This window comes from Streptomyces sp. NPDC049597 (assembly GCF_040675505.1).
Classification (GTDB): domain Bacteria; phylum Actinomycetota; class Actinomycetes; order Streptomycetales; family Streptomycetaceae; genus Streptomyces.
Map to the genome: position 1 here is coordinate 490,055 of NZ_JBFAOY010000001.1, position 24,935 is coordinate 514,989.

Genomic DNA, 24,935 nt, shown 5'->3' on the forward strand with positions numbered 1-24,935 from the left:
GTGACTGCCGGGGCGTGGCCGGTGCCGGGACCGGCGGCCTACGCGCGACGGCGCGGGACCTGCCGGGAGGGCGGTGCGGTCTCAGGTGTCGTCGCCGAGCACCGGCTCCGGCAGCGTCCCGGCATTGTGCTCCAGCAGCCGCCAGCCGCGTGCACCCTCGCCCAGCACCGACCAGCAGCAGTTCGACAGGCCGCCGAGGCTCTCCCAGTGGCGGGCCTCCAGGCCCAGGAGCCGGCCGATCGTCGTGCGGATGGTGCCGCCGTGGCTGACGACGACGAGCGTGCCGTCGTCGGGCAGCTTGTCCGCGTGGTGCAGGACCACGGGCGCGGCACGGTCCGCGACCTCGGTCTCCAGTTCGCCGCCGCCCCGGCGCACGGGCTCGCCGCGCTTCCAGGCGGCGTACTGGTCGCCGTACTGCGCGACGATCTCGTCGTGGGTCAGGCCCTGCCAGACGCCCGCGTACGTCTCGCGCAGCGCGGCGTCGTAGGAGATGTCGACGCCGGTGACGGCGGCCAGCTCACCCGCGGTCGCCGCGGCCCGCTTGAGGTCGGAGGCCACGATCGCGTCGGGCTTCAGCGACGCGAGCAGCCTGGCGGCGCGGCGCGCCTGGGCGACACCGTTCTCGGTCAGCTCGATGTCCGTGGAGCCCTGGAAGCGTCGCTCCAGATTCCAAGCGGTCTGGCCGTGGCGCCACAGGACCACACGGCGGCCCCGCTTCCTGCTCGTGCGGCCGTCGTCGGCCGCACCCCCGCCGTTGATGCCGTTCAGCTCAGCTCACCTTCCGCTTCCTTGCCGGCCAGGCGGGCGTGCTCCTCGGCCTTGCCGCGGGTCTTCATGGCGTCCTCGGGCAGCGGGAGCTCCGGGCAGTCCTTCCACAGGCGCTCCAGGGCGTAGAAGACGCGCTCCTCGCTGTGCTGGACGTGGACGACGATGTCGACGTAGTCCAGCAGGATCCAGCGGGCGTCGCGGTCGCCCTCGCGGCGCACCGGCTTGGCGCCGAGCTGCTTGTTCAGCCGCTCCTCGATCTCGTCGACGATCGACTTGACCTGGCGGTCGCTGGGGGCTGAGGCGAGCAGGAAGGCGTCCGTGATGGACAGCACGTCGCTGACGTCGTACGCGATGATGTCGTGCGCGAGCCGGTCGGCGGCCGCCTGGGCGGCGGTGCTGACGAGCTCGAGGGAACGGTCCGTAGCGGTCACAAGCAGGCTTTCGTCGGCGGTCAGGAACCCTTCAAGGGTCTCACGGACCGCCGACAGACCTCGCCGTGATGGCGGGGAGGCGTCAGCGCGGGCCCGGCGCGGTCGCCGGGCCCGCCGCTCAGTCCGCGGTGTCGCCCTCGAAGTCGGACCCCAGGACCACGGACACATCGGCGTTCGCGGCGGCCTTGCCCTTCTTCACCGCGTCCGCGGGCAGGCCGAGCGTCTTCGCGACCTCCTGGGCCTTCGCCTTCTGCGCCTCGTCGCCGTAGGTGACCTGCGAGGCGGCGGTCGGGTCGGCCCTGCCGCCGTCGATGACGGTGTAGCCGCCGTTGACGAGCGAGATCCGGGCCGTCTCCGTGGCCTTGTCGTCGCCGGAGCCGTTCTTGACCCCGACCCGCACGGCCGCACCCTGCTCCGGTGCGCTGACCGAACCGCCGAGCACGTCCTTGACCACGCTGTTCGCCGCCTGCTCGGTGAGCGTGCCGTCCTGCTGCACGGACAGCAGAGCGGTCTTGTAGTCGCCGCCCTTGGCGTGCTCGGCGAGCTTGGCGAGCGAGCTGCCGAGGTCCCTCTCGTTCAGGGAGGGGTCGAGGATCTGGGCGAGGGTCTCGACGACGACGGTCGCCGACTCGGCGTCGTCCGGGAGCTTCTTCAGCACGCCCTGCATGACCTGACCGAAGCGCTGCAGCTGCTTCTCCACGGCCTCGCCGGGACCGGTGTACGTCGCGTAGGCGACGGCGGCGCGTCCGTCGAGCGTCTGGTTCTCGCCCTTCTTCACCAGCGGCTCGTCACCCTTCTTCGCGCCGGGCACCTCGGTGTCGGTGGTCAGGTCGATCGTGCCGACCAGTTCGACGAGGTTCTCCAGGTACGGGGTGTCCAGACGCCAGGTGCCGGAGATCTTCGCGCCGAGCAGGGTCCCGATCGCCTCACGGGTCCCGGTGGACCCGTCGTCCTCGACCGACTTGGCGAGCGTGGTGGCGGTGCCGTCGTCGTTGGCGACGGAGAGGGTGTTCGGGAGCAGGACGGTCGTGCCCTGCTTCGTGGTCACGTTGTCGACGAGCAGCGCCGTCGAGGTCCGCTCGTTCTTCGTGTTGTGCAGGTGCACGACGATGACGTCGCGCTTCTGCGGGCCGGCCGCGGTGCCGCCGGCGCTCTCGGTGCCGGAAAGGCCCGGCAGCTTGCCCGCGTACCAGAGGTAGCCGACTCCGCCGACGAGGACGAGCGCGAGCGTGACGACGAGCGCGACGACGCGGTTGCGGCCGCGGCGTTTGGCCTCCTCACGGCGCTCGGAGCGGCTCTCGGTGAACTTGAGCCAGTCGATGACGTCCTCGGAGTCCTCGTCCGGCTCCTCGATGAAGGAGAACTGCTCGGTGCGGTAGTCCCGGTCGGCGCCGTCCGCGCCGCGCCGCTGTTCCGGCACTTCCGCCGGGGCGGGCCGGGCCTGGGCCCGGGGGTCGTGGCCGCGCTGCTCCGCGGGGGCCGGCTGCTGCTGCGGGATGTTCCACTGCTGCGTGGTGTCGACGGCCGCGGGCTGCGTGCCCGTGTCGTAGCCGTACCCGCCGTAGCCGTAGCCCTGCTGCTGTGCCGGCGGCGCGGCGTACTGCTGGGCGCCGTACGGGTCGTACTGCCCGTACTGGTCCGGCCCGCCCGCCGTCTGCGGGCCCTGCTGGGGGCGCGGGTCGTAGCCGTAGCCCTGACCGTCCGTCTGCGGGCCCTGGGACTGAGGGTGCCGGGGCTGCTGCTGTGCGTAAGGGTCGTACGGCTGGGGCTGCTGGTAGACCGGCTGTCCGTACGCGTCGTAGCCGACGATCTGCGGCTGCTGGTAGTACGGGTCGTAAGGATTCTGCTGGTCGTTCACCGGTGCCCCTCTCCGTGGCTCACTCGCCGCGGTACAGCTGGCGCTTGTCGATGTAGCGGACCACACCGTCCGGCACGAGGTACCAGACCGGGTCGCCCTGGGCGACCCTCTCACGGCAGTCGGTGGACGAGATGGCGAGCGCGGGGACCTCCACCAGGGAGACGCCGCCCTCGGGCAGCCCGTCGTCGGTCAGGTCGTGGCCCGGGCGGGTCACACCGATGAAATGGGCGAGCGAGAACAGTTCCTCGGCGTTCCGCCAGCTGAGGATCTGCGAGAGCGCGTCGGCGCCCGTGATGAAGAAGAGATCCGCGTCGTCGTTGAGGGAACGCAGCTCACGCAGCGTGTCTATCGTGTACGTCGGCCCGGCCCGGTCGATGTCGATGCGGCTCACCGAGAACTGGGGGTTGGAGGCCGTGGCGATGACCGTCATCAGATAGCGGTCCTCGGCCGGTGACACGTTCTTGTGGGTCTTCTGCCACGGCTGCCCCGTCGGCACGAACACCACCTCGTCGAGGTGGAACAGGGCGGCCACCTCGCTGGCGGCCACCAGGTGTCCGTGGTGGATCGGGTCGAATGTCCCGCCCATCACACCGAGCCGGCGCTTGCCGGTACCGGAACCCGTGGCCACGTTCTGCTCTCCCATGCGTGCAGAGCCTACTGGCACGGGCGGCCGGCCCGGACTCAGCGGTCGCGGTTGAAGCGGGTGGTGACCCACAGCAGCAGCATCAGGACGATGAAGGCGCCGCCGCCGGTGATGTACGGGTTGAGGCTTGCGTGGTTGCCACCGTGCTCGGCGCCCTCGGCGAGAGTGACCAGGTTGGCGGCGGCAGCGCTGGTGAGGCTCATCTTCAGCAGGACCTATCGATCGGAGTCGGAGCGGAGGGACTTCGCGCACATCGTATGCGGGCGGTTCGGGCACGCTCACGCCGACTCGGTCGTTGTGCTGTCCACAGCTCGGCACTGTGGTTGTCCACAGCCCCCGCCGCGTCGCAACCCCAGCACCTAGTCTGGGGGTCCTGAAGGGGGACGAGCACGGCACGCAACAAGACCAGGGGGCACCATGACCGAAAGCCAGGGGAACGCGCCGAGCAGGCGGCGCGAGCGGTTCCCGGAGATCTCCTCACGGGCCTACGAGCATCCCGCGGACCGCTCGGCGCTGGTGACGCTGCGCAAGCTCTCCGGGTTCGACACCGTGTTCAAGGCGCTCAGCGGCCTGCTGCCCGAACGCAGTCTGCGGCTGCTCTTCCTGTCCGACTCGGTGCGGGTGAGCGACGCCCAGTTCGCGCATCTGCACAGCATGCTCAGGGACGCCTGCTACATCCTGGACCTGGAGAAGGTCCCCGCGATGTACGTGACGCAGGACCCGCGTCCCAACGCGATGTGCATCGGCCTTGACGAGCCGATCATCGTCGTCACCACGGGGCTGGTGGAGCTGCTCGACGAGGAGGAGATGCGCGCGGTCGTCGGCCACGAGGTGGGCCACGCCCTCTCCGGCCATTCGGTGTACCGCACGATCCTGCTCTTCCTCACCAGCCTGGCCCTCAAGGTCGCCTGGATCCCCCTGGGCAACATGGCGATCATGGCGATCGTGACGGCGCTGCGGGAGTGGTTCCGCAAGTCGGAGCTCTCGGCGGACCGCGCGGGCCTGCTGGTCGGCCAGGACCTTCAGGCGTCGATGCGCGGTCTGATGAAGATCGCCGGCGGCAACCACCTGCACGAGATGAACGTGGACGCGTTCCTGGCGCAGGCCGAGGAGTACGAGGCCGGGGGCGACCTCCGCGACTCGGTGCTGAAGATCCTCAATGTGCTGCCGCGCTCTCACCCGTTCACCACCGTCCGGGCGGCAGAGCTGAAGAAGTGGGCGGAGAGCCGCGACTACCAGCGGATCATGGACGGCCACTACCCGCGCCGCACGGAGGACAAGGACACCTCGGTGAGCGACTCGTTCCGCGAGTCGGCGTCGCACTACGCGGAGTCGGTGCGGACGAGCAAGGACCCGCTGATGAAGCTGGTCGGCGATCTGGCCGGCGGCGCGGGCGACCTGGGCAGCAAGCTGCGCGAGAAGTTCACGGGCGGCGCGGGCACCGGCGGCGGGACGGGCGAGGGGTCACCCGGCGCCTGACCGGCGGCGGTCCCCGTGACGCCCCGCGGCGTCACGGGGACGGCTGGGCCGAGGGCGAAAGGGCGCCGCACAGGGCGGCGACCATGGGGCCGGGTGCGTACGGATCGGTGACCGCCGGACCGTCCGTGCCGGCCCGCCGGCCGGCGAGAAGGGGTTGCAGCGTGCCCGTCGCGTCGGACGCGCAGTCCTGCGGCCCGGCCTGGACGGTGCTGGACTGCACCTCCAGCCGGTGGTGGCGCAGATCGTCGCGGTCGACGCGGAAGCGCATCTCCCGCCGCACGGTGAACAGCGACGCCTTCTCGTTCGCCGGCTCCGCCGCGGCGGCGGACCGCAGCGCGTAGACGAAGGTGTGGTCGGACGTGACCTCCAGCGCGTCGGCCCCCGCCTCCGTGACGAGCAGCGTGCCCTCCACCCGCACGGTGAGATCGGCCAGCGCCACCTGCGTCGGGTCGAAGCGCACCAACCAGCCCGCGGCGACGTGCCGGCCGTCGGCCGCCGGCGCGGCCATGCTCCGGTCGAACTGGGCCAGTTGGCCGGGGTGGAGCAGCGCGCGCACCGGCCGCACCCCGCCTCCGGTGAGCACCTCGGGGTCGAGCGACGACTCCACCAGGTAGTCCTTGGCCGTGGCCAGTGCGATCAGCACCTGGCCTTCGGTGAAGTGGGCGGTGCGGCGGACCGCGGGCATGGTGATTCCCGCGGCCCCGCTGCGGTACTGGGCGGCAGGGCTCTGCGCGAAGAGCTCGGCGGGCGTGCCGCCGGGCACCGGGCCCCGCGGGGCGAGGGGGACGAGCGTGATGCGGACCTGTTCCGCCGGTCTGGCCGCCGCAGGCTGGTGGGGCTGGCGGATACCGAGGTAGACGGCGGTGCCGAAGGCCACGGCGACGACGAGGACGAGCAGCAGGATCTGATGCGAGGGGCGGCGCCCGCCGCCGGGGACGCTGCGCACGGCGGGTGCGTGCTCGCCCATGCGCTCTTCGGCGGAGAACTCCTGGACCCGGGCAGCCCGCACGAACGATTCGTCGAACACGACGGATCGGTACTCGTCCTCACCGCCTGGGAGCCCCTCGGGTGTCCCCTCAGGCGGGTCTCCGCGTCGAGCCATACTTCCAGGGTAGGTCTGACGCGGGCACGATAAACGCGCTGGTACACGACAAGTTCTGACGAGTCCTCACGCGCTCGGCCACATGGCCGAGCGCCACTGTCCGGCAGGTCCCGGGCAACGCGTCCGGGAGGGGCGCAGGCGTCGTCCAGGGGCGTGGGGGGCGTGGGGGGCGGGAGTTCTGACACTGCAGGGGCCGGAGTTCAGACGCTTCGGGGGCCGGAGTTCAGGCGGTGCGGAGCAGGCGTCCGGGGCATGCGCAGTGCGGCGTCGAGGCGGGTACGGGGCCGTGGCCAGGCCGGTCTGGGGGCAGGCCGGTCGTGGGGCAGGCCGGTCGTGGGGCAGGCCAGTCTGGGGGCAGGCCGGCGTTCCAGCGGAAGCGGCGCAGGAGGGGGCCTACGGCGTCCGCGGCTGCGCGGGGACCCGGGACGCCGGGCGGTCGGCGGCGGCCGTGGGGCCGCCTCCGCGGCCGCTGACCGTCGCGCCCGTCGGCGGTGCGTCCACCCCCGTCCGGGCGGGCTGCGGCACCTGGTCCTCACGGTTGCCGGAGGCTCCCCGGTAGACGGCGGTGAAGGCCAGGGCGATCATGCCGATGCCCATCACCACGGCCAGGATCCAGGCCACCGGCCGGTGCCAGCGAGCCGTGCCGCGGTAGGGCCGCAGGGCGCCGCCGTGGCGGCCGTACGGGCTCGCGGCGTCGAGGTCCTCGTCATCGTCCCCGTACTCCCGCCCGGTGCCGTAGCCGTCGGGACCGTGGAGCTCGTCGTAGAGGTCGTCCTCGGAGGGCACGGCGCGCGGTCCGGAGCGGGCGGCCTCGGCCTCCGCGCGTGCCTCGGCGGCGGCGAGCAGACGCTCGACCGCGCTCGGTTCATGGACCTCGGCGGCCCGGACGAAGTCCTCGTCGAACACCACGGAGGCGAAGTCCTCGTCCGCGCCCCCGCGGTCGACAGAGTCCTCGGGGTCCCCGCCGTCCTGGAACGGCGTGCCCCCCACGTCGTCCGGCACGTTCTCAGAGTAGACCGGGCCGGGATGTTTGGGCAGGGAGAGGGCGAACTCTCCCCGCCCGGGTGACGCCCCGGGGGACGCCGCTGACGGTCACCGGATGTGACCGTCGCCCGTGACGATGTACTTCGTGGAGGTCAGCTCCGGCAGGCCCATCGGCCCGCGCGCGTGCAGCTTCTGCGTGGAGATCCCGATCTCCGCGCCGAAACCGAACTGACCACCGTCGGTGAAACGGGTGGACGCGTTCACGGCGACCGTCGTCGAATCGACCAACTGGGTGAACTTGCGGGCCGCGGCCTGCGAGGTGGTGACGATCGCCTCGGTGTGGCCGGAGGACCAGAGCCGGATGTGGGCGACGGCCGCCTCCAGCGACTCCACGACGGCCGCGGCGATGTCGTAGGAGAGGTACTCGGTCTCCCAGTCCTCGGCGGTCGCCGGCACGATCGTGGCCTTCGTGGCGTCCGCGTACTCCACGACGCGCTCGTCGCCGTGCACCGTGACGCCCGCGTCGGCGAGCGCGTCCAGGGCACGGGGCAGGAAGGCGGCGGCGACGTCCTTGTGGACGAGGAGGGTCTCGGCGGCGTTGCAGACGCTGGGACGCTGCGCCTTGGAGTTGATCAGGATCTCGACCGCCGTGTCGATGTCGGTCTCGGCGTCGACGTAGACGTGGCAGTTGCCCGTGCCGGTCTCGATGACCGGGACCGTGGACTCCTCGACGACCGTGCGGATCAGGGAGGCGCCGCCGCGCGGGATGAGGACGTCGACCATGCCGCGGGCGCGCATCAGCTCCCGTACGGAGTCGCGGCTCTCGCCGGGCACCAGCTGCACCGCGTCGGCCGGCAGTCCCGAGCCGCCGACCGCGTCGCGGATGACCCGCACCAGGGCGGTGTTGGAGGAGTACGCGGAGGAGGAGCCCCGCAGCAGCACCGCGTTGCCGGACTTCAGGCAGAGCGCGGCGGCGTCCACGGTCACATTGGGCCGGGCCTCGTAGATGATGCCGACGACGCCGAGCGGGACACGCACCTGGCGCAGGTCGATCCCGTTGGGCAGGGTCGAGCCGCGCACCACCTCGCCCACCGGGTCGGGCAGCGCCGCCACGTCCCGCACGTCCGCGGCGATGGCGCGGACCCGCTCGGGGTTGAGCGTGAGCCGGTCGATGATCGCCTCGCTGGTGCCCGCCTCGCGTGCCCGCGCGATGTCCTCGGCATTGGCCTCGACGATCTCACTGGTGCGGACCTCCAGCGCGTCGGCGATCGCCAGCAGCGCGTCGTCCTTCGCCGACCGCGGCAGCGGCGCGAGGTCGGCGGCGGCGGCCCGGGCCCGGTAGGCGACCTGGGCGACCGGGGACATGTTGTCGTACGGCGAGACCGAAGAGAGCGACGTCATACCCGCAGGGTAGTGCGCCCGCCGCGGCGGTCCGGCACGTATCCCGCACTGCGAGACAGATGCCTCAGAAGGGGTGGACACCCACCGGGGAGGCGGGCGGGGGGCCGTAGCCCTCGGCGATCCGCTGGTGGTACGTCTGGCGGTCGATGACCTCCAGGCCGACGATCTCCCACGGCGGCAGTTTGGCGGTCGAGCGGTGCTCGCCCCACAGCCGCAGGGCCACGGCCGCCGCGTCGTGCAGGTCGCGGGCCTCCTCCCAGTAGCGGATCTCCGCGTGGTCGTTGGCGTAGCGGCTGGTCAGCAGGAACGGGTGGTCGTGAGCGAGCTGCTCCAGGCCGCGGCGGACCTCCTTCAGCGGGGCCTCCGGACCGGAGACGCTGAGGGTGATGTGCCAGAGCTTGGACAGCGTCTGCTCGTCCGGCCGGCCCGGCGCCTCGGCGACGCCTCGCACACGGGGTGCCGCACCGGCCGCCGGCCGCGCCGTGGCTCCGGATCCCGGGGGACCGTCGGTCCCGCCGAGTCCGTCACCGAATGCGTCGTCGAGATCCGCGGCCCCGCCGACACTGGTGAGGGCTCGTTCCTCGCCCACTGACCGGCGGGCAGGAGAGGTCGTCCTCTCCTTGCCTCGGGGCATGTCCCCAGGGCGCGCTCGATTCACCGGCGGCCTCCTGTTGCTGCGTCGTTGCCTTCCCCGCCAACCCCCGCAACAAAGTGGACCAGCCCGCGGCGGGGTGTGGGGCCGTTTTGATGAAGGTCTCTGCCAGATGCCGGGACTTTCCGCCCTTTCAGGGCCCGGTCACGGCTCCAGGACGACGAGATCGTCCCTGTGTACGACTTCCCGTTCGTACGCCGGGCCCAGCTCCCGCGCCAGCTCGCGTGTGGAGCGGCCGAGCAGCTGCGGGATCTCCTTGGCGTCGAAGTTGACGAGCCCGCGGGCGACGGCGCGGCCGCCGGTGTCACGCAGTTCGACGGGGTCACCGGCGCTGAACTCGCCGTCCACCGCGGCGATACCGGCGGGCAGCAGCGACTTGCGGCCCTTGACCACGGCGCGCACCGCGCCCTCGTCGAGGGTGAGCGAGCCCTGCGGGGTGGAGGCGTGCGCGAGCCACAGCAGGCGGTCGGCCGAGCGGCGTCCGGTGGCGTGGAAGAAGGTGCCGGTGGCGCGGCCCGCCAGGGCGTCGGCCGCGCGGGTGGCGGAGGTGAGCACGACGGGCACGCCGGCGGCGGCCGCGATCCGGGCGGCCTCGACCTTGGTGACCATGCCTCCGGTCCCGACCCCCGCCTTGCCGGCACTGCCGATCTGCACGTGCGCGATGTCCTCGGGACCCCGCACCTCGTCGATGCGCGAGGTGCCCGGCCGCGAGGGGTCCCCGTCGTAGAGACCGTCGACGTCGGAGAGCAGGACCAGCAGGTCGGCACGTACGAGGTGGGCGACGAGGGCGGCGAGCCGGTCGTTGTCGCCGAAGCGGATCTCGTCGGTGGCGACCGTGTCGTTCTCGTTGACGACCGGGACGGCGCCCATGGCGAGCAGCTGGTCGAGGGTGCGGTAGGCGTTGCGGTAGTGGGCGCGGCGGCTTGTGTCGTCGCTGGTCAACAGCACCTGGCCGACGCGGACGCCGTACCGGGCGAAAGAGGCGGTGTAGCGGGCGACGAGCAGTCCCTGGCCGACGCTCGCGGCGGCCTGCTGGCGGGCCAGGTCCTTGGGGCGCCGGGTCAGGCCGAGCGGGGCGAGTCCTGCGGCGATGGCTCCGGAGGAGACGAGGACTATCTCCTTCTCGCCGCCGCTGCGGATCTTGGCGAGGACGTCGACGAGGGCGTCCACCCGGTCGGCGTCGAGGCCGCCCGCGGCGGTCGTCAACGACGACGAACCGACCTTGACGACGATCCTTCTGGCCTGGGTCACCTGCTGTCTTGCCACTGTCACACGCCCGAATCTATGCCAGGGCGCCTGCCGGGTGCGCGCGCATTCCGTCCGCTGGACAGCCGGGCCCGGCTCCACGGGCCGTTTCCGGCCGCCCGGGCCGGAAACGGCCGGGCCGCCTGCCACGTCATGGCGCGCCGTAAGCGCTTTCCCATAACACGAGCCGGTCCAGTTGCTGATACAGAATCCGGACAACCGCTAGGGTGCTGCTGGGCGGTGGCGCGCGCCCGCACCGCCCCGCCTCCGGCCCCCACCTTCGACTCGGGTTCCCACAAGAGACGGGGCACATAGTGTCGGTCAAAGTGAGTGTCGTCATCCCGGTGTACAACCCCGGCAAGTACATCGATCCGTGTATCGAATCGCTGCTCGGGCAGACCCTGCCCGCCGAGGAGTTCGAGGTCCTGTTCGTCGACGACGGGTCGACCGACGACACTCCCGCGCGCCTGGACGACCTGGCGGCCGAGCACCCCCATTTCCGGGTGATCCACATCCCGAACTCCGGCTGGCCCGGCAAGCCGCGCAACATCGGCGTCGCGGAGGCGAAGGGCGAGTACGTCCAGTTCCTCGACCAGGACGACCACCTCGGCACCGACGCCCTGCGCCGGCTGTACGACATGGGACACCGCAACGGCTCGGACATCGTCATCGGCAAGGTCGCCAGCAACTTCCGGGGCGTCCCGCAGGGCGTGTTCCGCAACAACCGCGAGAAGTGCACCCTGCGCAACGCACCGCTGTACGACAGCCTCACGCCGCACAAGATGTTCCGTACGCAGTTCCTGCGCGAGCACGGCATCGCCTACCCGGAGGGCAAGCGCCGCCTCGAGGACCAGCTGTACATGATGAAGGCGTACATCCCCGCCAAGGTCGTCTCGATCCTCGGCACGTACACCTGCTACCACTACTCGAAGCGCGACGACGGCAAGAACGCCGGGTCGGCGAAGCTCGTGCCGGCCGGCTACTACGGCAATCTGCGCGAGGTACTCGACGTGGTCGTGGCGGGCACCGAGCCGGGCCCGCTGCGGGACCGGGTGCTGCGCCGCTTCTACCGGGTCGAGATGCTGGGCAGGCTCAGCGAGCCCGCCGTCCTGAAGTACGACGAGACGTACCTGCGCGAGATGACCGAGGCGGTGCGCCCCCTCGCTCTCGACTTCATGACCGACTCCGTGCACGACGGCCTCGGCCCGCTGCTGCGCCTGCGCTCGACCCTGCTGCGCGACGACGACGCGGAGGGGCTTGTCCGGCTGGCCCGGTTCGCGTCCACCGTCAAGGGCACGGTGCGCCTGGAGGACCTCGCCTGGGAGGACGACGGCCGCATCGCGGTCGGCATCGCCGCGCGCCTGGTGCACGGCGACGACCGGGAGCCCCTGAGACTGCTGCGCCGTGACGGCCGGCTGTATCTGCACCCGGACGTCACCGGCCGCTTCCTGCCCGCCGACGAGCTCGTCGACGTCACCGGCGACCTGGGCGGCTTCAGCGCCGAGCTCGCGCTGCGCGACCGCGAGACGGCCGTCGAATGGCTGTGCCCCGGCACGTTCACGGCACAGGTCGAGGACCGCGAGGACGGAAGCTGCGAGGTCGTGCTGCGCGGCACGGGCCGGCTGGCGCCCGAGGGCGGCAGGAAAGGCCGGGGCGGTCTCCCGCGCGGCTTCTGGGACGCCTGGGTGACCGTGCGCGGTCTGGGGCTGGTCCGCAAGGCGCGTCTGGGCGCCGACCGGGACCCGAAGGTCGACGACCGCTGTCTGCCCGCGCTGCTGTCGTCCCCGCCCCGTTCGGTGATCCCGTACTTCACCGACCCGCACAGCAACCTCACGCTCGATGTGGCCCGGCGCGGCAAGAAGGTGGCCCCCTACCTCGCGGGCCGCACGGTGCTGCGCATGCCGGGGGCCGGGATCCAGCTGCGGCTGGACCTGTTCACGACGGACGGCACGGGCCCGGGAACGGGCGTGGGCACGGGTGCGCCGGAGCTCGTGCTCACCAAGCCCACGGAGTCCGACGAGACGCCCGACCCCGTGCACAGCTTCTCGGGGTCGCTGCGGCCCGAGCTGGGGCGGGCCCACCTGGATGTTCCCCGGCGCGTCCCCGGTGCCCCGGAGGGTGACTGGCAGCTCTGGGTACGGCTGGACGGGGAGAAGGGGCCGTTGCTGCCGCTGTGCGGGGTGGGCGTGGACGGCACCGGACGGCTGCGGCCTGACGACGGCCTCCCGGTGGCCGACCCCGTGCTGCTGCGGAAGCTGGCCGTCCACCGCAGGCGGGCGGCGCTGCGGCGGGCGGCCCGGGCCGTGGCCGGTCCGGTGGTACGCCGGCTGCCGCCGGAGGTCCGCAAGAAGGTGCGCCGGCTGGCGGCCCGGGCGCTGGGCTGACGGACGGCCCGGCGGGCACACGGCTCAGGAAGCGATCACGACAGCGAGGAGTGGAACAGATGCGTCAGCTCTCGATCGGCGGGGCCTGGGTGCACGAGCCGAAGGTCTTCCCCGACACCCGCGGGAGCTTCCACGAGTGGTTCAGGGCACCGGACCTCGCCGAGGCGGCAGGGCACCGGCTCCGCCTGGAGCAGGCCAACTGCTCGGTCTCGGCCCGGGGCACCCTGCGCGGCATCCACTTCGCCGACGTGCCCCCGAGCCAGGCCAAGTACGTGACGTGCGTGCGCGGCGCGGTCCTCGACGTGATCGTGGACATCCGCGTCGGCTCGCCGACGTACCGCCGCTGGGAGGCCGTGCGCCTCGACGACGCCGACCACCACGCCGTCTACCTCGCCGAGGGCCTCGGCCACGCCTTCATGGCCCTCACCGACGACGCGACCGTGGTCTACCTGTGCTCGGAGGGGTACGCCCCGGAGCGCGAGCACGGCATCCACCCGCTCGACCCGGACCTCGGCATCGAGTGGCCCGAAGGTGTCACTCCGCTGCTGTCCGAGAAGGACGCCGCCGCGCCGACGCTGGCCCAGGCGGAGCGGCAGGGGCTGCTGCCGTCGTACGAGGAGTGCGAGGCGTACTACCTGCGGCTGAGGGCCGCGGAGGCGCCCGTCGGCTGAGCGCACGGACGAAAGGCCCCGGGCGGGGACCCGGGGCCTTTTCGCGTCGGCTGGGGCAGCCTCAGCCGGTGATCTTCTCGATGCTGCGGCGCACCGGCGCGAACGAGGCGCGCGACCTGCGCAGCGTCCGGGCCCGGATCAGCCCCGGCCAGAAGTCGGCGCCGAGCAGCGCCTCGGGCTGCACGGCGTTCTTCCGTACCAGCACCTCCTCCGGGACGTCCTGGGGGTCGGGCACGACGTACTGCTCGATGATCTTGTCGTACGCGTCCTTGAGGACCGTGCTCCCCGGATCGGCGCCGAAGACGGCGACGACACCCGTGGGCGCGGTGTCCACCTCCACGACGACCAGGTCCGGGCGGTACGTGCGCAGCACCTGGACGACCTTGTACACGTCGCCCGCCCAGAACTTGGTGTGCCGGTCGCGGGCGGCCTCGTCCACGCTCCTCGGGAGCATGTCGTCGAGAACGATCACGCTGGACCAGCGCGAATGCCGTTCCACGTTCATGAAATCGCGCAGCGCGTACTCGAACAGGTGCATTCCGTCGATGAACGACAACTCGAGCCGGGGTTCGCCGCCGAGGACGTTCATCGGGTCCTTGCGGGCGAGCGCGCGAAACGGATTGCGCCCGGTGCGCAGATGGACCAAGGGGTCCTTTCGGGCGAAGAAATCGTCACTCGTGGCTCTGACCAGGTGTACATCGCAGCTGATGCTCGTCACGACGCGGAATGCCGGGTCGACCGCGACGGAGGGAACCCGGGAAAGCGCCAGGCTGCGCCCGTCGTTGACCCCGATCTCGAGATAGTTCCGAGGTTTGTAGATACGGTGCAGCTGGCGCAGGAAGCCATGGCGGTCCACTGATGGAGCCCTTCACTGGGAATCAAATGGATTGATTCCCAGCGAAGTTAGCGTGTACGCGGCCTTGAGGTAAACGTCTACCCGCCGGTAGCACCCATTCCGCGCTCTGCCGCGACAATGTCGGGGAACGCTTCTGCGAGCGCCTCCCGCCAGTCGCGAATCGGTTCGACACCGCTGCGCCGCAGCCCCTGATGCCCCAGCACGCTGTACGCGGGGCGGGGCGCCGGCCGCACGAAGGCGGCGCTGGTCGTCGGGCGTACGCGCTGCGGGTCGGCGCCCAGCAGCCGGAAGATCTCGCGGGTGAATCCGTACCAGCTCGTCTCCCCCGCGCTCGTGCCGTGGTGGATCCCGGCGGGCACGGTGCCGGCCAGGGCGCCGCGTCCGAGCCGCACCAGCAGGTCGGCGAGGTCGGCGCTCCAGGTGGGCTGGCCGCGCTGGTCGTCGACGACGTCCACGGTGTCCCGGGCCGCCTCCAGCCGGATCATGGTGCGCACGAAGTTCGGACCGCCCGCGCCGTAGAGCCAGGCCGTGCGCACGACGTGGCCGGTCTCCGGCAGCAGGTCCAGCACGGCGCGCTCCCCGGCCAGCTTGGTGCGCCCGTAGGCGCTGCGCGGGCCGGTGGGGGCGTCCTCGGCGTACGGCTCGTGGGCGTCACCGGCGAAGACGTAGTCGGTGGAGACGTGCAGCAGGACGGCGCCGCTCTCCTTGCACGCCTCGGCGAGCACCCTGGGGCCGGCGCCGTTGACGGCGAGTGCGGCCTCCTCGTGCTCCTCGGCGCCGTCGACGTCCGTCCAGGCGGCGCAGTTGACCACCACGTCCGGCCGGTGCGTCTCCAGGGCGGCGCGCACCGTGTCGGGGCCGGTGATGTCCAGGTCGCCGCGGGCCGCCCCCACGGCGGGGACGCCGGCCGTCGCGAGCCGGCCGAGGACGTCGCGGCCCAGCATGCCGCCTGCGCCGGTGACGAGCCAGGTGCTCACAGGGCCGCACGCTCCTTCAGCGGCTCCCACCAGGCGCGGTTGTCGCGGTACCACCGCACGGTCTCGGCCAGGCCGGTGGCGAAGTCCTTGCGCGGCGCGTAGCCGAGCTCCTCGCGGATCTTGGTGCAGTCGACCGAGTAGCGGCGGTCGTGGCCCTTGCGGTCGGTGACGTACTCGACGCTGGTGTCCCAGTCGGCGCCGCAGGCGTCGAGCAGCAGGCGGGTCAGCTCCTTGTTGGACAGCTCGGTGCCGCCGCCGATGTTGTAGACCTCGCCGGGGCGGCCCTTCGTGCGGACCAGTTCGATGCCCTGGACGTGGTCGTCGATGTGGAGCCAGTCGCGGACGTTGCCCCCGTCGCCGTAGAGCGGGACCTTCCGGCCGTCCAGCAGGTTCGTGATGAACAGAGGGATGACCTTCTCGGGGAAGTGGTGGTGCCCGTAGTTGTTGGAGCAGCGGGTCACCCGCACGTCCAGGCCGTGGGTGCGGTGGTAGGACAGGGCGATCAGGTCGCTGGACGCCTTGGCCGACGAGTAGGGCGAGTTGGGCTCCAGCGGGTGCGTCTCGGGCCAGGAGCCCTCGGCGATGGAACCGTAGACCTCATCGGTGGAGATGTGCACGAACGTCCCGACACCGGCCCGGTGTGCGGCGTCCACGAGCGTGTGCGTGCCGACGACGTTCGTACGGACGAACTCGGCGCCGCCGTCGATGGAACGGTCCACGTGCGACTCGGCGGCGAAGTGCACGACCTGGTCGTGTTCGGCCATCAGCTTGGCGACGAGTCCGGCGTCACAGATGTCGCCGTGCACGAAGTCGAAGCCGGGACTGTCGCGCACCTCGTCGAGGTTCGCGGGGTTGCCCGCGTAGGTGAGTTTGTCGAGGACGGTGACGGCGACGCCGCCGGGCCCGCCGGGGCCGAGCAGCGTGCGCACGTAGTGGGAGCCGATGAAGCCGGCGCCGCCGGTCACCAGGATCTTGGTGGTCATGAGGAGATCTGCACCTTGCTGTGGTCGCCGAGCACGAGTCGGTGGGAGGAGGGGGTACGGGGCGCGGGGGTGACCTCGACGTCGCGGCCGATCAGTGACGCCTCCACGCGCCGCACACCGGTGATGGAGGCGCCGCGCAGGACGATGGAGTACTCGATCTCGCTGTCCTCGATCCGGCAGCGCTCGGCGACCGAGGTGAACGGGCCGACGTACGAGCCGCTGATCACCGTGTCGGCGCCGATCACCGCGGGGCCGACGATGCGGCTGTCGGTGATCCGGGCGCCCTCCTCGACGCGGACCCGGCCGATGATCTCGCTGTCGCCGTCCACCACGCCCTCCACCAGGGGCTCCACGGTCTCCAGCACCGAGCGGTTGACCTCCAGCATGTCGGTGACGTTCCCGGTGTCCTTCCAGTAACCGGCGATCGTCGTCGACCGCACGTCCCGGCGCTGGTCGATCAGCCACTGGATGGCGTGCGTGATCTCCAACTCGCCGCGCCAGGACGGCTCGATGGCGCGCACGGCCTCGTGCACGGCGGGGGTGAAGAGGTAGACGCCGACGAGCGCGAGATCGCTCTTGGGCTGCTCAGGCTTCTCCTCCAGGCCCACGACACGGCCCTGCCCGTCGAGTTCGGCGACGCCGAAGGAGGTCGGGTCCTGGACCCTGGTGAGCAGGATCTGCGCGTCCGGGCGCTCGGCGCGGAATTCGTCGACGAGTCCGCTGATGCCGCCGACGATGAAGTTGTCACCGAGATACATGACAAAATCGTCTTCTCCCAGAAACTCCCGGGAAATGACCACCGCATGCGCGAGTCCGAGCGGCCGCTCCTGTGGAATGTAGGTCACCTTGACGCCGAACCGGGATCCGTCGCCGACCGCTTCCTCGATCTCCGGCGCCGTTTCCCCGACGATGACGCCGACCTCGGTGATCCCGGCTTCCGCAATCGCCTCCAGGCCGTAGAAGAGCACCGGTTTGTTGGCGACCGGCACCAATTGTTTGGCGGATGTGTGGGTAATGGGCCGGAGTCGTGTCCCGGCTCCTCCGGCGAGTACGAGTGCCTTCACTATCCCTGCCCTAAGACGTCGAAAGAGCGTTCCCCCAGGGGATGCCGCTCCGGCACTTCGATGTTACCTATGTCTCACCCTTTGCTTTCCCGCCTCGCAGAACGCGTGCACGGCGGGCGCGCACCGCACTCCTGCGAATCCTGCCGAGAACTCTGCGCGGAAGGCTGTGCACCGTGGACGGAAGGACACGCCGGCTGCCCGACCAGTCGGGCACGGTCACCTCGTAGAGAGACCGTGGCAGGCCGCTGCGACGGTCGCCGAAGTGGGGGTACGCGAGGTAGGTCCGGCCCGCGCGGCCCCGGCGGACGACCTCCGGCGCCTTCTTGGCCGCCGTGAACTCCAGTACGTCCTTGAGCAGATCGAGCCGCCCCCGGGCCACGCACTCCAGCACCAGCCGCTCACCCACCTTGACCTGACGGGCGACGCCCCTCGTCCAGTACGGATCCGTCATCGCCGCCGCCAGCCGCAGCCGGTCCCACTGCTCGGACTCGGGCGCGCGCAGCAGGGCCGGCCCGAACTGCTGCAGCAGCCCGACGGTGAAAGGCCGGACCATCAGCAGGTCCCGCCCGTGGCCGGGCGGCTCGAGCCGGGCGATCAGGCGGGCCAGGGCGGTCAGCGCCTCGAAGCGGGGCTGGTAACCGCCGCGCCTCGTCGCGTGTTTGCCGTCCTCCCGCCCGACCAGGTAGTAGCAGTCGTAGTCCGCGACGACGGACACGCCGTTGCCGCTGAGATACGCCTCCATGGTGAACAGCGAGTCCTCCCCGGTCAGGAGGGTCTCGTCGAACCGGAGGCCGAGCCGGCACAGCAGCTCGCGGCGGAACAGCTTCTGCGCGCTGAGCGCGTAGATGACGCGCGAGGTGTAGACGTCGGCGTGCTCCAGCGTCCTCACGAACATCGACCGCGGCACGCCCCGTCCGCACCCCGCCATCCGTCCGAGCACGACGTCCGTGCCCGCCCGGTCGGCCATGGCGACCATCCGCTCCAGCGCCTCGTCCCCGAAGAAGTCGTCGGCGTCGAGGAAGAAGACGTAGCGGCCACGGGCGTGGGAGAGACCGACGTTCCTCGGGCCGCTCGGGCCGCCGGAGTTGGGCTGCCTGATCACCGTGGTGCGGACCTTGGAACGGGCGGCGAACTCCTCCAGGTACTCCCCCGTGCCGTCGGTCGACCCGTCGTCCACCGCGACGAGCTCGATGCGGTCGGCGCCCAGCGTCTGGGACTCCACCGACTCCAGGCAGCGGACGAGGTAGGGCATGGCTTCGTAGGCACCGACGACAACCGTGACGTCGGGCACGAGATCGTCATTCATGCACACAAGACAACCGGAAACACCCATGGGTTGCCCTTCATGACCCACCGGGCAAAAAGGTGCACCTCGACGCCACGGCGCGGGAACGGGAACGGCCCGGTGGCGCCCCCTCGCGGGGATGCCACCGGGCCGCTCGCGCGGGCGGGTCAGCCGACGGGCGTGTCGTCCAGGCCGGGCGACTGCTCCGGCTCCGACAGACGCTGCAGCACACCGGCGTTGCGCGCCTCGGCCTTGGCCGCCAGGGCCTGCACCGCCGCGTCGAACTGCTCGATGGAGGTCGGCTCGTCCGGGCCGAGCAGGTACTCCTTGAGCTCCTGCCGCGCCGCGGCACGCGGGTCGGCGTCCCGGTCGGTGACGGCGGTGAGCAGCTCGTCGAGCTCGACCGCGCTGTTGGAGAGGATCACCGCGGCGCGCACCGCGGTGTTCTGCCGCTTGAACTCGGCCTCGCCCAGCCCGGCGGAGTCCGTGACCGCGTACGGCTTGCCGCTCGCGATGAAGTCCGAGACCACGCTGGAGATGTCCGAGACCATGCCGTCCGACTGGTTGAAGCAGTCGTACAGGCGCGGCTGGGGACCGGTGACGACCTTGTGCTCCCACCAGCCGAAGGAGCGCCAGTACGCGACGTTCCACTCCTCGCACAGCTTCGCGGTCTCCGCCTCGCGCACCGGGTCCGCCAGGGAGTCGCGCGACTCCTCGGCCTCGTCCCGGCCGACGCGGTTCAGGCCCGACAGCTCGGCGAGCCGTGCCTCGACGCGCTGGAGTTCGGCACGGGCGGCGGCCTGGTCCGCGGCGTGCGCCGCGGCCTCCTCGACCCACCGCGGCTCGCTCGCGCGGGCCTCGGCGGCCTGCTCGACCATGGCGGTGATCCGCAGGTGCACGGCCTTGGCCCTGGGGTCGCGGGTGCCGGTGAACGGGTGCGGCTTGTAGATCAGCCGGACCGGCTTCTCGGACGCCAGCAGCCGCTTGACGATGTTCTCGCCGGCCAGCAGCAGGGAGGTGTTGCCGGGGTTGTCCTCCCAGCCCTCCCAGGTGGGGGCGTAGAGGACGGTGGGGATCGGGTGGAGCGGCTTGCCCGTCCAGGGCTCGATGGGGGCGAGCTGCGGACGGCCCACCTCGACGATGTCCTCGCTGAGCACGCCGACGTCGGCCAGCACGTACCGGTCGCGGCCCGCGCGGCCCGCGGTCCACACCTCGTCGTAGGCCTTGCTGAACGGGTTGACGCTGGCGAGCTTGTCGCTGTCGCCGTGACCGATGAAGACGTGCTTCATGGTCGGCACCCGGAGCATGTGGATGTTCTTGCCGACATTGGCCGCGTACAGCGCGACGCGCACGGACGACAGGTCCAGGTTCATCAGGTGCACGCCGCCCGGCACGCAGAGCACCGGGACCGAGGTGTTGCCGAGCTGCGGCACGATGTTGCGCTCGCGCAGGAGGATCAGCGGCCGGCCGCCGAGCTGCGCCATCGTCTCCAGCCACATGTTGACCTGGTACGCCGAGTCCTTGGAGCCGGAGAAGTACAGCATCACGGTCGGTCTGTACTCGCGCAGCCAGGCGTCGATGCCCTCGAGCACCTGGTCCGGCGAGGCCGGCAGCCGGGCGGCCCGGAGATTGGGCAGCAGCACGGCGAGATAACCGACGGCGAGCAGCACCGTCAGCCCCAGACCCGCGTACGCGAAGGCATTGGTGCCGGTCTCGATCGCGACGATCACGCCGACGAAGGAGAAGACGTCGAGGTGCAGCATCTTCTCGGCGGAACGGTTGATCAGGCCGCGCCTCGGGGCGTCCGGGATGCGCACGTGCCTCAGGTCGATGTTGCGGGTGACCACCGGCAGCTTCCGGCGCAGCCGGATCAGCGTGACGATCGCGCCGTGCGGCGCCTGGAGACCGTAGAAGCCCAGAAGGCAGGCGACCGTCACGTAGAAGAGGGCCTCCTCCGCGTACCCCATGCGGGCCAGCAGCAGCACGAGCAGCAGCTGGCGCACGAGGAAGCGGATCGACAGGCCCGCACGGACCTTGGCCAGCCGGTTGACCAGATAGCTGGACCGCTGGTGCAGGTACTGGTCGGCGAGGTAGGTCACGGCGACGGCAGCCACGAAGAACCAGAGACTGGCAATTATCGCCGCGAGCATGATGCACGGGAATCCGAGCACCAGGAGAATCGCGGCGGCCAGCTCCGATCCGCTGCCCACGCGAGCCATGCGAATGGCTTTCGAAATCACGAAGAACCTGCTCCAGAGGGTGCCGACTGTTTGCGTTCTGAAACCGTAGCGCGAAGGAAATGTGAAGGCCCGGCTTCACGGACACGGACCCCCGCAGCGCGCGTCGCGGCGGCTGCCGAGGCCTTGCCGTCCGTCATCACGCGTCTCCGTGACGGTCGAGGAGAGCCGCGAGCGCCTGCTCGAAACCCGACGCCTCGCAGGCGCCATGGGTCGGGTCCTGCTGCCGTACGTCGATCACATGACCGGTCAGCGCGGACAGCAGCACGTCGAGCGAGGTACGGGCCACGGCTTCGGACGACAGCAGCGACCCGGCCGGCTCGGTGCCGAACGCCTTGGTGCGCATCGGGGTGGCGGTGCGCTCCGGGTTCACGCAGTTGACGCGGATGCCGTCGGCGGCCCACTCGTCGGCCAGGGCCTGGGTGAGATTCACCATGGCGGCCTTGGTGGAGGAGTAGAGGCTGTACTCGGCGCGGCCGCGGGTGTAGCTGCTGGAGGTGTACAGCAGCAACTGGCCCTTGGTCTCCGCGAGGTACTTGTGCGAGGCGCGGGCGATCTGCACCGGAGCCAGGTAGTTGACGTTCAGCGCTTCCTGGATGGTCGTGTGGTCCGTCTCGGCCAGCTTGCCGATGCGCAGCACGCCCGCGGTGTTGATGACGTAGTCGATGCGACCGGTTTCGGCGTAGGCCGTGGAGAGCGCGTCGTCGACGTGCTCCGGGTTCTCGACGTGGGTGCCGGTGGTCGAGCGGCCGAGCGCGTAGACCTTGGCGCCGTAGGACTCCGCCAGCCTGGCGATGTCCGCGCCGATGCCGTAGGAGCCGCCGAAGACGACCAGCGTCCTGCCCGCCAACTGCTCGCGGTAGGCGGCCTCGTGCGTCTGTGCCGGAGCGGCGGTGGAGGCCAGCTGGAACAGCTTGTCGGCGATGAAGACGTCGACCGGCTGGGTGACCTTCATGTTGTACTCGTCGCCCGCGACGACGTGGATCGGTACGTCCGGCAGGTACTTCAGCACGACCGAACAGTCGTCGGTCGCCTGGAAGTTCGGGTCACCGGCCGCGATCTCGTACGCCCTGCGGATGGTCGACAGCTTGAAGGCCTGCGGGGTCTGGCCGCGGCGCAGCCGGGAGCGGTCCGGGACGTCGGTGATGAACTCGCCGTCCTCGCCGTGCGTGCGGGTCACGATGATCGTGTCCGCGGAAGGGATGGCGACGTCGACGGCCTGGTAGCGGCCCAGGGCGTCGACGCAGTCCTTGATGACGCGCTCGGAGAGCAGGGGGCGGACGGCGTCGTGGAACAGGACGTTGCGGTCCTCGCCCTCGGCCAGGCCCTCGCTGAGGGCCGCGATGGCGCGCTCGGTGGTCTCATTGCGCGTGGCGCCGCCCTCGATGACCTTGACGACCTTGGTCAGCCCGGCCTTTGCAATGATTTTTTCGACATCCGGAACATAGCCGGGGGCCATCAGCACGATGACGTCGTCGACGACGTCCACCTGTTCGAAGATCGCAAGTGTGTGCTCGATGACGGGCTTGCCGGCAATCTTCAGCAGTTGCTTGGGAATCGACAGACCCACGCGCTGGCCGGTCCCGCCGGCGAGCAGGACAGCAGTGGTTCGGGCTTTGACCATGGGCTGCACAGGAAAAGAGAACCAATCGTGCGAGGGCAGGGGGATAAACCGATGCTTGCATTCTCATTTACCTTCTCGCAAGACAGGTGACGCCGCGCACACAACTGGGTAAACCCCCGGCGCACGGGCGATCGAAGCCCTCAACCCCCCTGCGGGGCAACACGATCGAGTGACCGACGCCACACACGTGAGCGGAATGAACCACCCCAGATGGGTACAAACGAGCGGTCACAGATCCACCACATTGAGCGCGAGGTCGTTGGAGAGCGTGTAGAAGACGCGCACGCGGATCTTTTTACGCGGTCTGCCCAGTACTCGCTTGGCAATGACGTGGGCAACACTTCCCTCACGTTTCTTGCCCATCACGGTGCGGGGAAAGACAAAGATCCCCTGTTTCGTCACCACATCGTCGAGAATCCGCCCGATCCTGACCGGCACGGCGTTCGGCGCGCAGCGGATGAAGGCGTCCCACACGTCGTGGGAGGTGATCTGCGAGGCGGCGGGCACCGTGGAGGGGAAGGAGAAGCGAAAGCCGTCCTCGCCGACGCGCTTGCCGGGGAACAGGAGTTCGTCCGTGGGCCTGCCGCGGCGGCGCAGCACCAGCGCCGGATCGCCGGCCACCTTCGCCGTGCCGAGCATGCTGCCTTCCAGAGTCACGCGGGAGCCGTCGACCCGGACGTCCGCGGCCTCGGCGTGGACCGGCCGGTGCCAGGCGCGCAGCATCAGCGCACCGCCCCTGGCCTTGTCCTCGTACGGGACGAGGTTGCGCACCGGGCCGCCCGGGGTCAGCCGCTCGGCCGCGTGCAGGGCGCCGCGCTGGTCGACCACGCGGGCCATGACCCGGCCCCGGGCGCCGGCCCCCGGCAGCTCCACGAACACGTTCCACACACCCTCGGGGAACACCTCGCCGGCCGGGACGGTCGCGCAGCCGCGCTCGTCGAAGTCGTAGGTCCGCACCTCGGTACGGGCTCCGGTGCGGGTGCACACCAGCCGGGCGCCGTTCTCGACGCCCTCCGGCAGCGGCGGGACCAGGCTCACGTCCACCGAGCCGTCGACGGCGACCGCACAGTCCGCGACCGGCGTCGTCCCGGGGACGTGCGAGCGCTGCGCCGCCTCGGCGGCGAGCTCCTCGAAGAGGGCCTCGTACTGCTTGGCGACCACACCGGGGTCGAAGCGGCGCGCGTTGCGCACGGCGGCGGCCGCCATGCGGCGGCGCAGGTCCTCGTCGTCGATCAGCCGCAGGAGCGCCCGGGCGACGGCGTGCGCGTCGCCCACGGGGACAAGCAGGCCGTCGACACCGTCCTCGATGATCTCGCGCGGCCCGTAGTCGCAGTCGGTGCTCACCATCGGCACGCCGCAGCGCATCGCCTCCACGAGGGTCATGCCGAACGACTCGTGACGGGACGTCGACGCGGCGATGGCCCCCTTGGCCCACTCGGGCTCGATGGGCGAGTGAGGGCCCATGAGGTGGATCGCGTTGTACAGGCCGAGTTCGTCGATGCGGGCGCGCAGCCTGTCGCGCTGGTCGCCGGAGCCGTAGATGCGCAGGGACCAGTCGGGCCGCTGCCCGACCACCTCGGCGAAGGCGTCGACGAGGACGTGGTACTGCTTCTCGGCGGCGAGCCGCCCGGCCGCGACGACGGTCCTGCCGGTGCCGTCGGAGGGCGGGACGGACGGCTCGGGGACGCTGTTGGGGATCGACAGGACGCGGGTCGTGGGGAGCGGCATCTTCTCGCGCCACACCTGGGCGTCCCCCTCGGAGACGGTGACGAACGCGTCGAGGGTGCAGAGGTGTTCGTACATCTCCTCGCGCAGCGCGGCCCTGTGGTGGTCGTGCGTCATGTGCTCCTGGCCGATGCGTACGGCGGTGGCCGGGGCGAACTGGGCGACGTAGGCGACGAGGCCGGGGCGGGTACCGATGACGACGTCGGCGTCGGACGCGGTGCAGTGGGCGCGCACACGCTCGTCGACGAGGCGGTTGTACTCCTTGTAGCGGGCCTCGGCACGCGGGAAGGCGACGGCGGGCTCGGCGAACAGCGGCTCCTGCCGGTCGGCGCTGCCCTGACGGGTGTCGACGAGGGGCACGACGGTGATGCGCGGATCCAGGGCGAACGCGGAGTCGTCGCGGTGCCGGAAGACCGAGACGATCTCGACCTCATGGCGATCGGCCAGTTCCTCCGCCAGATTCAGCGTCGTGCGGATGGTTCCGCCGATGCCGTAAATGGTGTGGATGAGAAAGGAGATCTTCATCGGCACTCCGTTCGCTTCCGCTCACGGTATGCCCGATATCC

The 24,935-nt window shown here is 71.0% G+C and carries 21 protein-coding genes; 3 read left to right on the forward strand and 18 right to left on the reverse strand.

What is annotated here, in order from left to right:
- Window positions 1-81: 81 nt before the first annotated feature.
- From AB0K02_RS02245 to AB0K02_RS02265, 5 genes are all read right to left on the reverse strand, one after another.
- Window positions 82-768: a histidine phosphatase family protein gene (locus AB0K02_RS02245; protein ID WP_365990735.1), complete on the reverse strand. Its 687-nt coding sequence runs from the start codon at window positions 766-768 to the stop codon at window positions 82-84.
- Window positions 765-1,199 (reverse strand): ribosome silencing factor, encoded by a 435-nt coding sequence (gene rsfS / locus AB0K02_RS02250; protein ID WP_365990423.1) that lies wholly within the window; start codon window positions 1,197-1,199, stop codon window positions 765-767. Before rsfS ends, AB0K02_RS02245 begins: the two co-directional genes overlap by 4 nt.
- Window positions 1,200-1,317: 118 nt before the next feature.
- The gene (locus tag AB0K02_RS02255; protein WP_365990424.1) at window positions 1,318-3,057 is read right to left on the reverse strand and encodes a LytR C-terminal domain-containing protein; all 1,740 of its coding nucleotides are present in this window, start codon (window positions 3,055-3,057) and stop codon (window positions 1,318-1,320) included.
- A 19-nt stretch (window positions 3,058-3,076) separates the two neighbouring features.
- The gene (gene nadD / locus AB0K02_RS02260) at window positions 3,077-3,700 is read right to left on the reverse strand and encodes a nicotinate-nucleotide adenylyltransferase (protein ID WP_365990425.1); all 624 of its coding nucleotides are present in this window, start codon (window positions 3,698-3,700) and stop codon (window positions 3,077-3,079) included.
- A 38-nt stretch (window positions 3,701-3,738) separates the two neighbouring features.
- Window positions 3,739-3,903 carry a hypothetical protein gene (locus AB0K02_RS02265; protein WP_365990426.1) on the reverse strand — a complete coding sequence of 55 codons (165 nt, stop codon included), beginning with the start codon at window positions 3,901-3,903 and terminating at the stop codon, window positions 3,739-3,741.
- 214 nt (window positions 3,904-4,117) lie between these two features.
- On the opposite strand from AB0K02_RS02265, the gene AB0K02_RS02270 reads away from it, so the two are divergent.
- Window positions 4,118-5,179 carry a M48 family metallopeptidase gene (locus AB0K02_RS02270; protein WP_365990427.1) on the forward strand — a complete coding sequence of 354 codons (1,062 nt, stop codon included), beginning with the start codon at window positions 4,118-4,120 and terminating at the stop codon, window positions 5,177-5,179.
- A gap of 31 nt (window positions 5,180-5,210) precedes the next feature.
- Here the strand turns inward: AB0K02_RS02270 and AB0K02_RS02275 are convergent, their stop codons facing one another.
- The 5 genes from AB0K02_RS02275 to proB all read right to left on the reverse strand — a co-directional run bounded on the left by AB0K02_RS02275 (window position 5,211) and on the right by proB (window position 10,590).
- On the reverse strand, window positions 5,211-6,281 hold the full coding sequence (locus AB0K02_RS02275; RefSeq protein WP_365990428.1) for a hypothetical protein: 1,071 nt from the start codon (window positions 6,279-6,281) through the stop codon (window positions 5,211-5,213).
- A 393-nt stretch (window positions 6,282-6,674) separates the two neighbouring features.
- Complete coding sequence (locus tag AB0K02_RS02280) at window positions 6,675-7,283, reverse strand: hypothetical protein (protein ID WP_365990429.1); 609 nt, start codon at window positions 7,281-7,283, stop codon at window positions 6,675-6,677.
- Window positions 7,284-7,373: 90 nt separating this feature from the next.
- Window positions 7,374-8,666: a glutamate-5-semialdehyde dehydrogenase gene (locus AB0K02_RS02285; protein WP_365990430.1), complete on the reverse strand. Its 1,293-nt coding sequence runs from the start codon at window positions 8,664-8,666 to the stop codon at window positions 7,374-7,376.
- Between the two features lie 64 nt (window positions 8,667-8,730).
- Window positions 8,731-9,300 (reverse strand): hypothetical protein, encoded by a 570-nt coding sequence (locus AB0K02_RS02290; RefSeq protein ID WP_365990431.1) that lies wholly within the window; start codon window positions 9,298-9,300, stop codon window positions 8,731-8,733.
- 162 nt (window positions 9,301-9,462) lie between these two features.
- The gene (gene proB / locus AB0K02_RS02295) at window positions 9,463-10,590 is read right to left on the reverse strand and encodes a glutamate 5-kinase (protein ID WP_365990432.1); all 1,128 of its coding nucleotides are present in this window, start codon (window positions 10,588-10,590) and stop codon (window positions 9,463-9,465) included.
- Window positions 10,591-10,889: 299 nt separating this feature from the next.
- Here proB and AB0K02_RS02300 point away from each other — a divergent pair, with 299 nt between their 5' ends.
- Entirely contained in the window at window positions 10,890-12,947 is a 2,058-nt protein-coding gene (locus AB0K02_RS02300) for a glycosyltransferase family 2 protein (RefSeq protein ID WP_365990434.1), read from the forward strand.
- A gap of 59 nt (window positions 12,948-13,006) precedes the next feature.
- The gene (gene rfbC / locus AB0K02_RS02305; protein WP_365990435.1) at window positions 13,007-13,618 is read left to right on the forward strand and encodes a dTDP-4-dehydrorhamnose 3,5-epimerase; all 612 of its coding nucleotides are present in this window, start codon (window positions 13,007-13,009) and stop codon (window positions 13,616-13,618) included.
- Between the two features lie 61 nt (window positions 13,619-13,679).
- Here rfbC and AB0K02_RS02310 read toward each other — a convergent pair whose 3' ends face one another.
- From AB0K02_RS02310 to AB0K02_RS02345, 8 genes are all read right to left on the reverse strand, one after another.
- Window positions 13,680-14,474, reverse strand: a complete 795-nt coding sequence (locus AB0K02_RS02310) for a class I SAM-dependent methyltransferase (protein ID WP_365990436.1) — start codon at window positions 14,472-14,474, stop codon at window positions 13,680-13,682.
- Window positions 14,475-14,551: 77 nt separating this feature from the next.
- Entirely contained in the window at window positions 14,552-15,451 is a 900-nt protein-coding gene (gene rfbD, locus AB0K02_RS02315; RefSeq protein WP_365990437.1) for a dTDP-4-dehydrorhamnose reductase, read from the reverse strand.
- Entirely contained in the window at window positions 15,448-16,434 is a 987-nt protein-coding gene (rfbB, locus tag AB0K02_RS02320) for a dTDP-glucose 4,6-dehydratase (RefSeq protein ID WP_365990438.1), read from the reverse strand. Before rfbB ends, rfbD begins: the two co-directional genes overlap by 4 nt.
- A complete protein-coding gene (locus AB0K02_RS02325; RefSeq protein WP_365990439.1) occupies window positions 16,431-17,498 on the reverse strand; it encodes a glucose-1-phosphate thymidylyltransferase in 1,068 nt (355 codons plus the stop codon). Before AB0K02_RS02325 ends, rfbB begins: the two co-directional genes overlap by 4 nt.
- 67 nt (window positions 17,499-17,565) lie before the next feature.
- Entirely contained in the window at window positions 17,566-18,804 is a 1,239-nt protein-coding gene (locus AB0K02_RS02330; RefSeq protein ID WP_365990440.1) for a glycosyltransferase family 2 protein, read from the reverse strand.
- A gap of 146 nt (window positions 18,805-18,950) precedes the next feature.
- Window positions 18,951-21,002 carry a hypothetical protein gene (locus tag AB0K02_RS02335; RefSeq protein WP_365990441.1) on the reverse strand — a complete coding sequence of 684 codons (2,052 nt, stop codon included), beginning with the start codon at window positions 21,000-21,002 and terminating at the stop codon, window positions 18,951-18,953.
- Between the two features lie 157 nt (window positions 21,003-21,159).
- Entirely contained in the window at window positions 21,160-22,644 is a 1,485-nt protein-coding gene (locus tag AB0K02_RS02340) for a bifunctional cytidylyltransferase/SDR family oxidoreductase (RefSeq protein ID WP_365990442.1), read from the reverse strand.
- A 228-nt stretch (window positions 22,645-22,872) separates the two neighbouring features.
- Window positions 22,873-24,894 carry a glycosyltransferase family 4 protein gene (locus tag AB0K02_RS02345; protein WP_365990443.1) on the reverse strand — a complete coding sequence of 674 codons (2,022 nt, stop codon included), beginning with the start codon at window positions 24,892-24,894 and terminating at the stop codon, window positions 22,873-22,875.
- Window positions 24,895-24,935 lie beyond the last annotated feature (41 nt).

Excerpts from the sequence above, each read along its gene's own strand:
- AB0K02_RS02330 (WP_365990440.1), bottom strand. The coding sequence starts at position 18,804 with ATGAATGACGATCTCGTGCCCGACGTCACGGTTGTCGTCGGTGCCTAC.
- AB0K02_RS02270 (WP_365990427.1), top strand. The coding sequence starts at position 4,118 with ATGACCGAAAGCCAGGGGAACGCGCCGAGCAGGCGGCGCGAGCGGTTC.
- rfbB (WP_365990438.1), bottom strand. The coding sequence starts at position 16,434 with ATGACCACCAAGATCCTGGTGACCGGCGGCGCCGGCTTCATCGGCTCC.
- AB0K02_RS02340 (WP_365990442.1), bottom strand. The coding sequence starts at position 22,644 with ATGGTCAAAGCCCGAACCACTGCTGTCCTGCTCGCCGGCGGGACCGGC.
- AB0K02_RS02335 (WP_365990441.1), bottom strand. The coding sequence starts at position 21,002 with ATGGCTCGCGTGGGCAGCGGATCGGAGCTGGCCGCCGCGATTCTCCTG.
- nadD (WP_365990425.1), bottom strand. The coding sequence starts at position 3,700 with ATGGGAGAGCAGAACGTGGCCACGGGTTCCGGTACCGGCAAGCGCCGG.
- AB0K02_RS02265 (WP_365990426.1), bottom strand. The coding sequence starts at position 3,903 with ATGAGCCTCACCAGCGCTGCCGCCGCCAACCTGGTCACTCTCGCCGAG.
- AB0K02_RS02275 (WP_365990428.1), bottom strand. The coding sequence starts at position 6,281 with ATGGCTCGACGCGGAGACCCGCCTGAGGGGACACCCGAGGGGCTCCCA.
- AB0K02_RS02285 (WP_365990430.1), bottom strand. The coding sequence starts at position 8,666 with ATGACGTCGCTCTCTTCGGTCTCGCCGTACGACAACATGTCCCCGGTC.
- AB0K02_RS02290 (WP_365990431.1), bottom strand. The coding sequence starts at position 9,300 with ATGCCCCGAGGCAAGGAGAGGACGACCTCTCCTGCCCGCCGGTCAGTG.
- rfbC (WP_365990435.1), top strand. The coding sequence starts at position 13,007 with ATGCGTCAGCTCTCGATCGGCGGGGCCTGGGTGCACGAGCCGAAGGTC.
- AB0K02_RS02345 (WP_365990443.1), bottom strand. The coding sequence starts at position 24,894 with ATGAAGATCTCCTTTCTCATCCACACCATTTACGGCATCGGCGGAACC.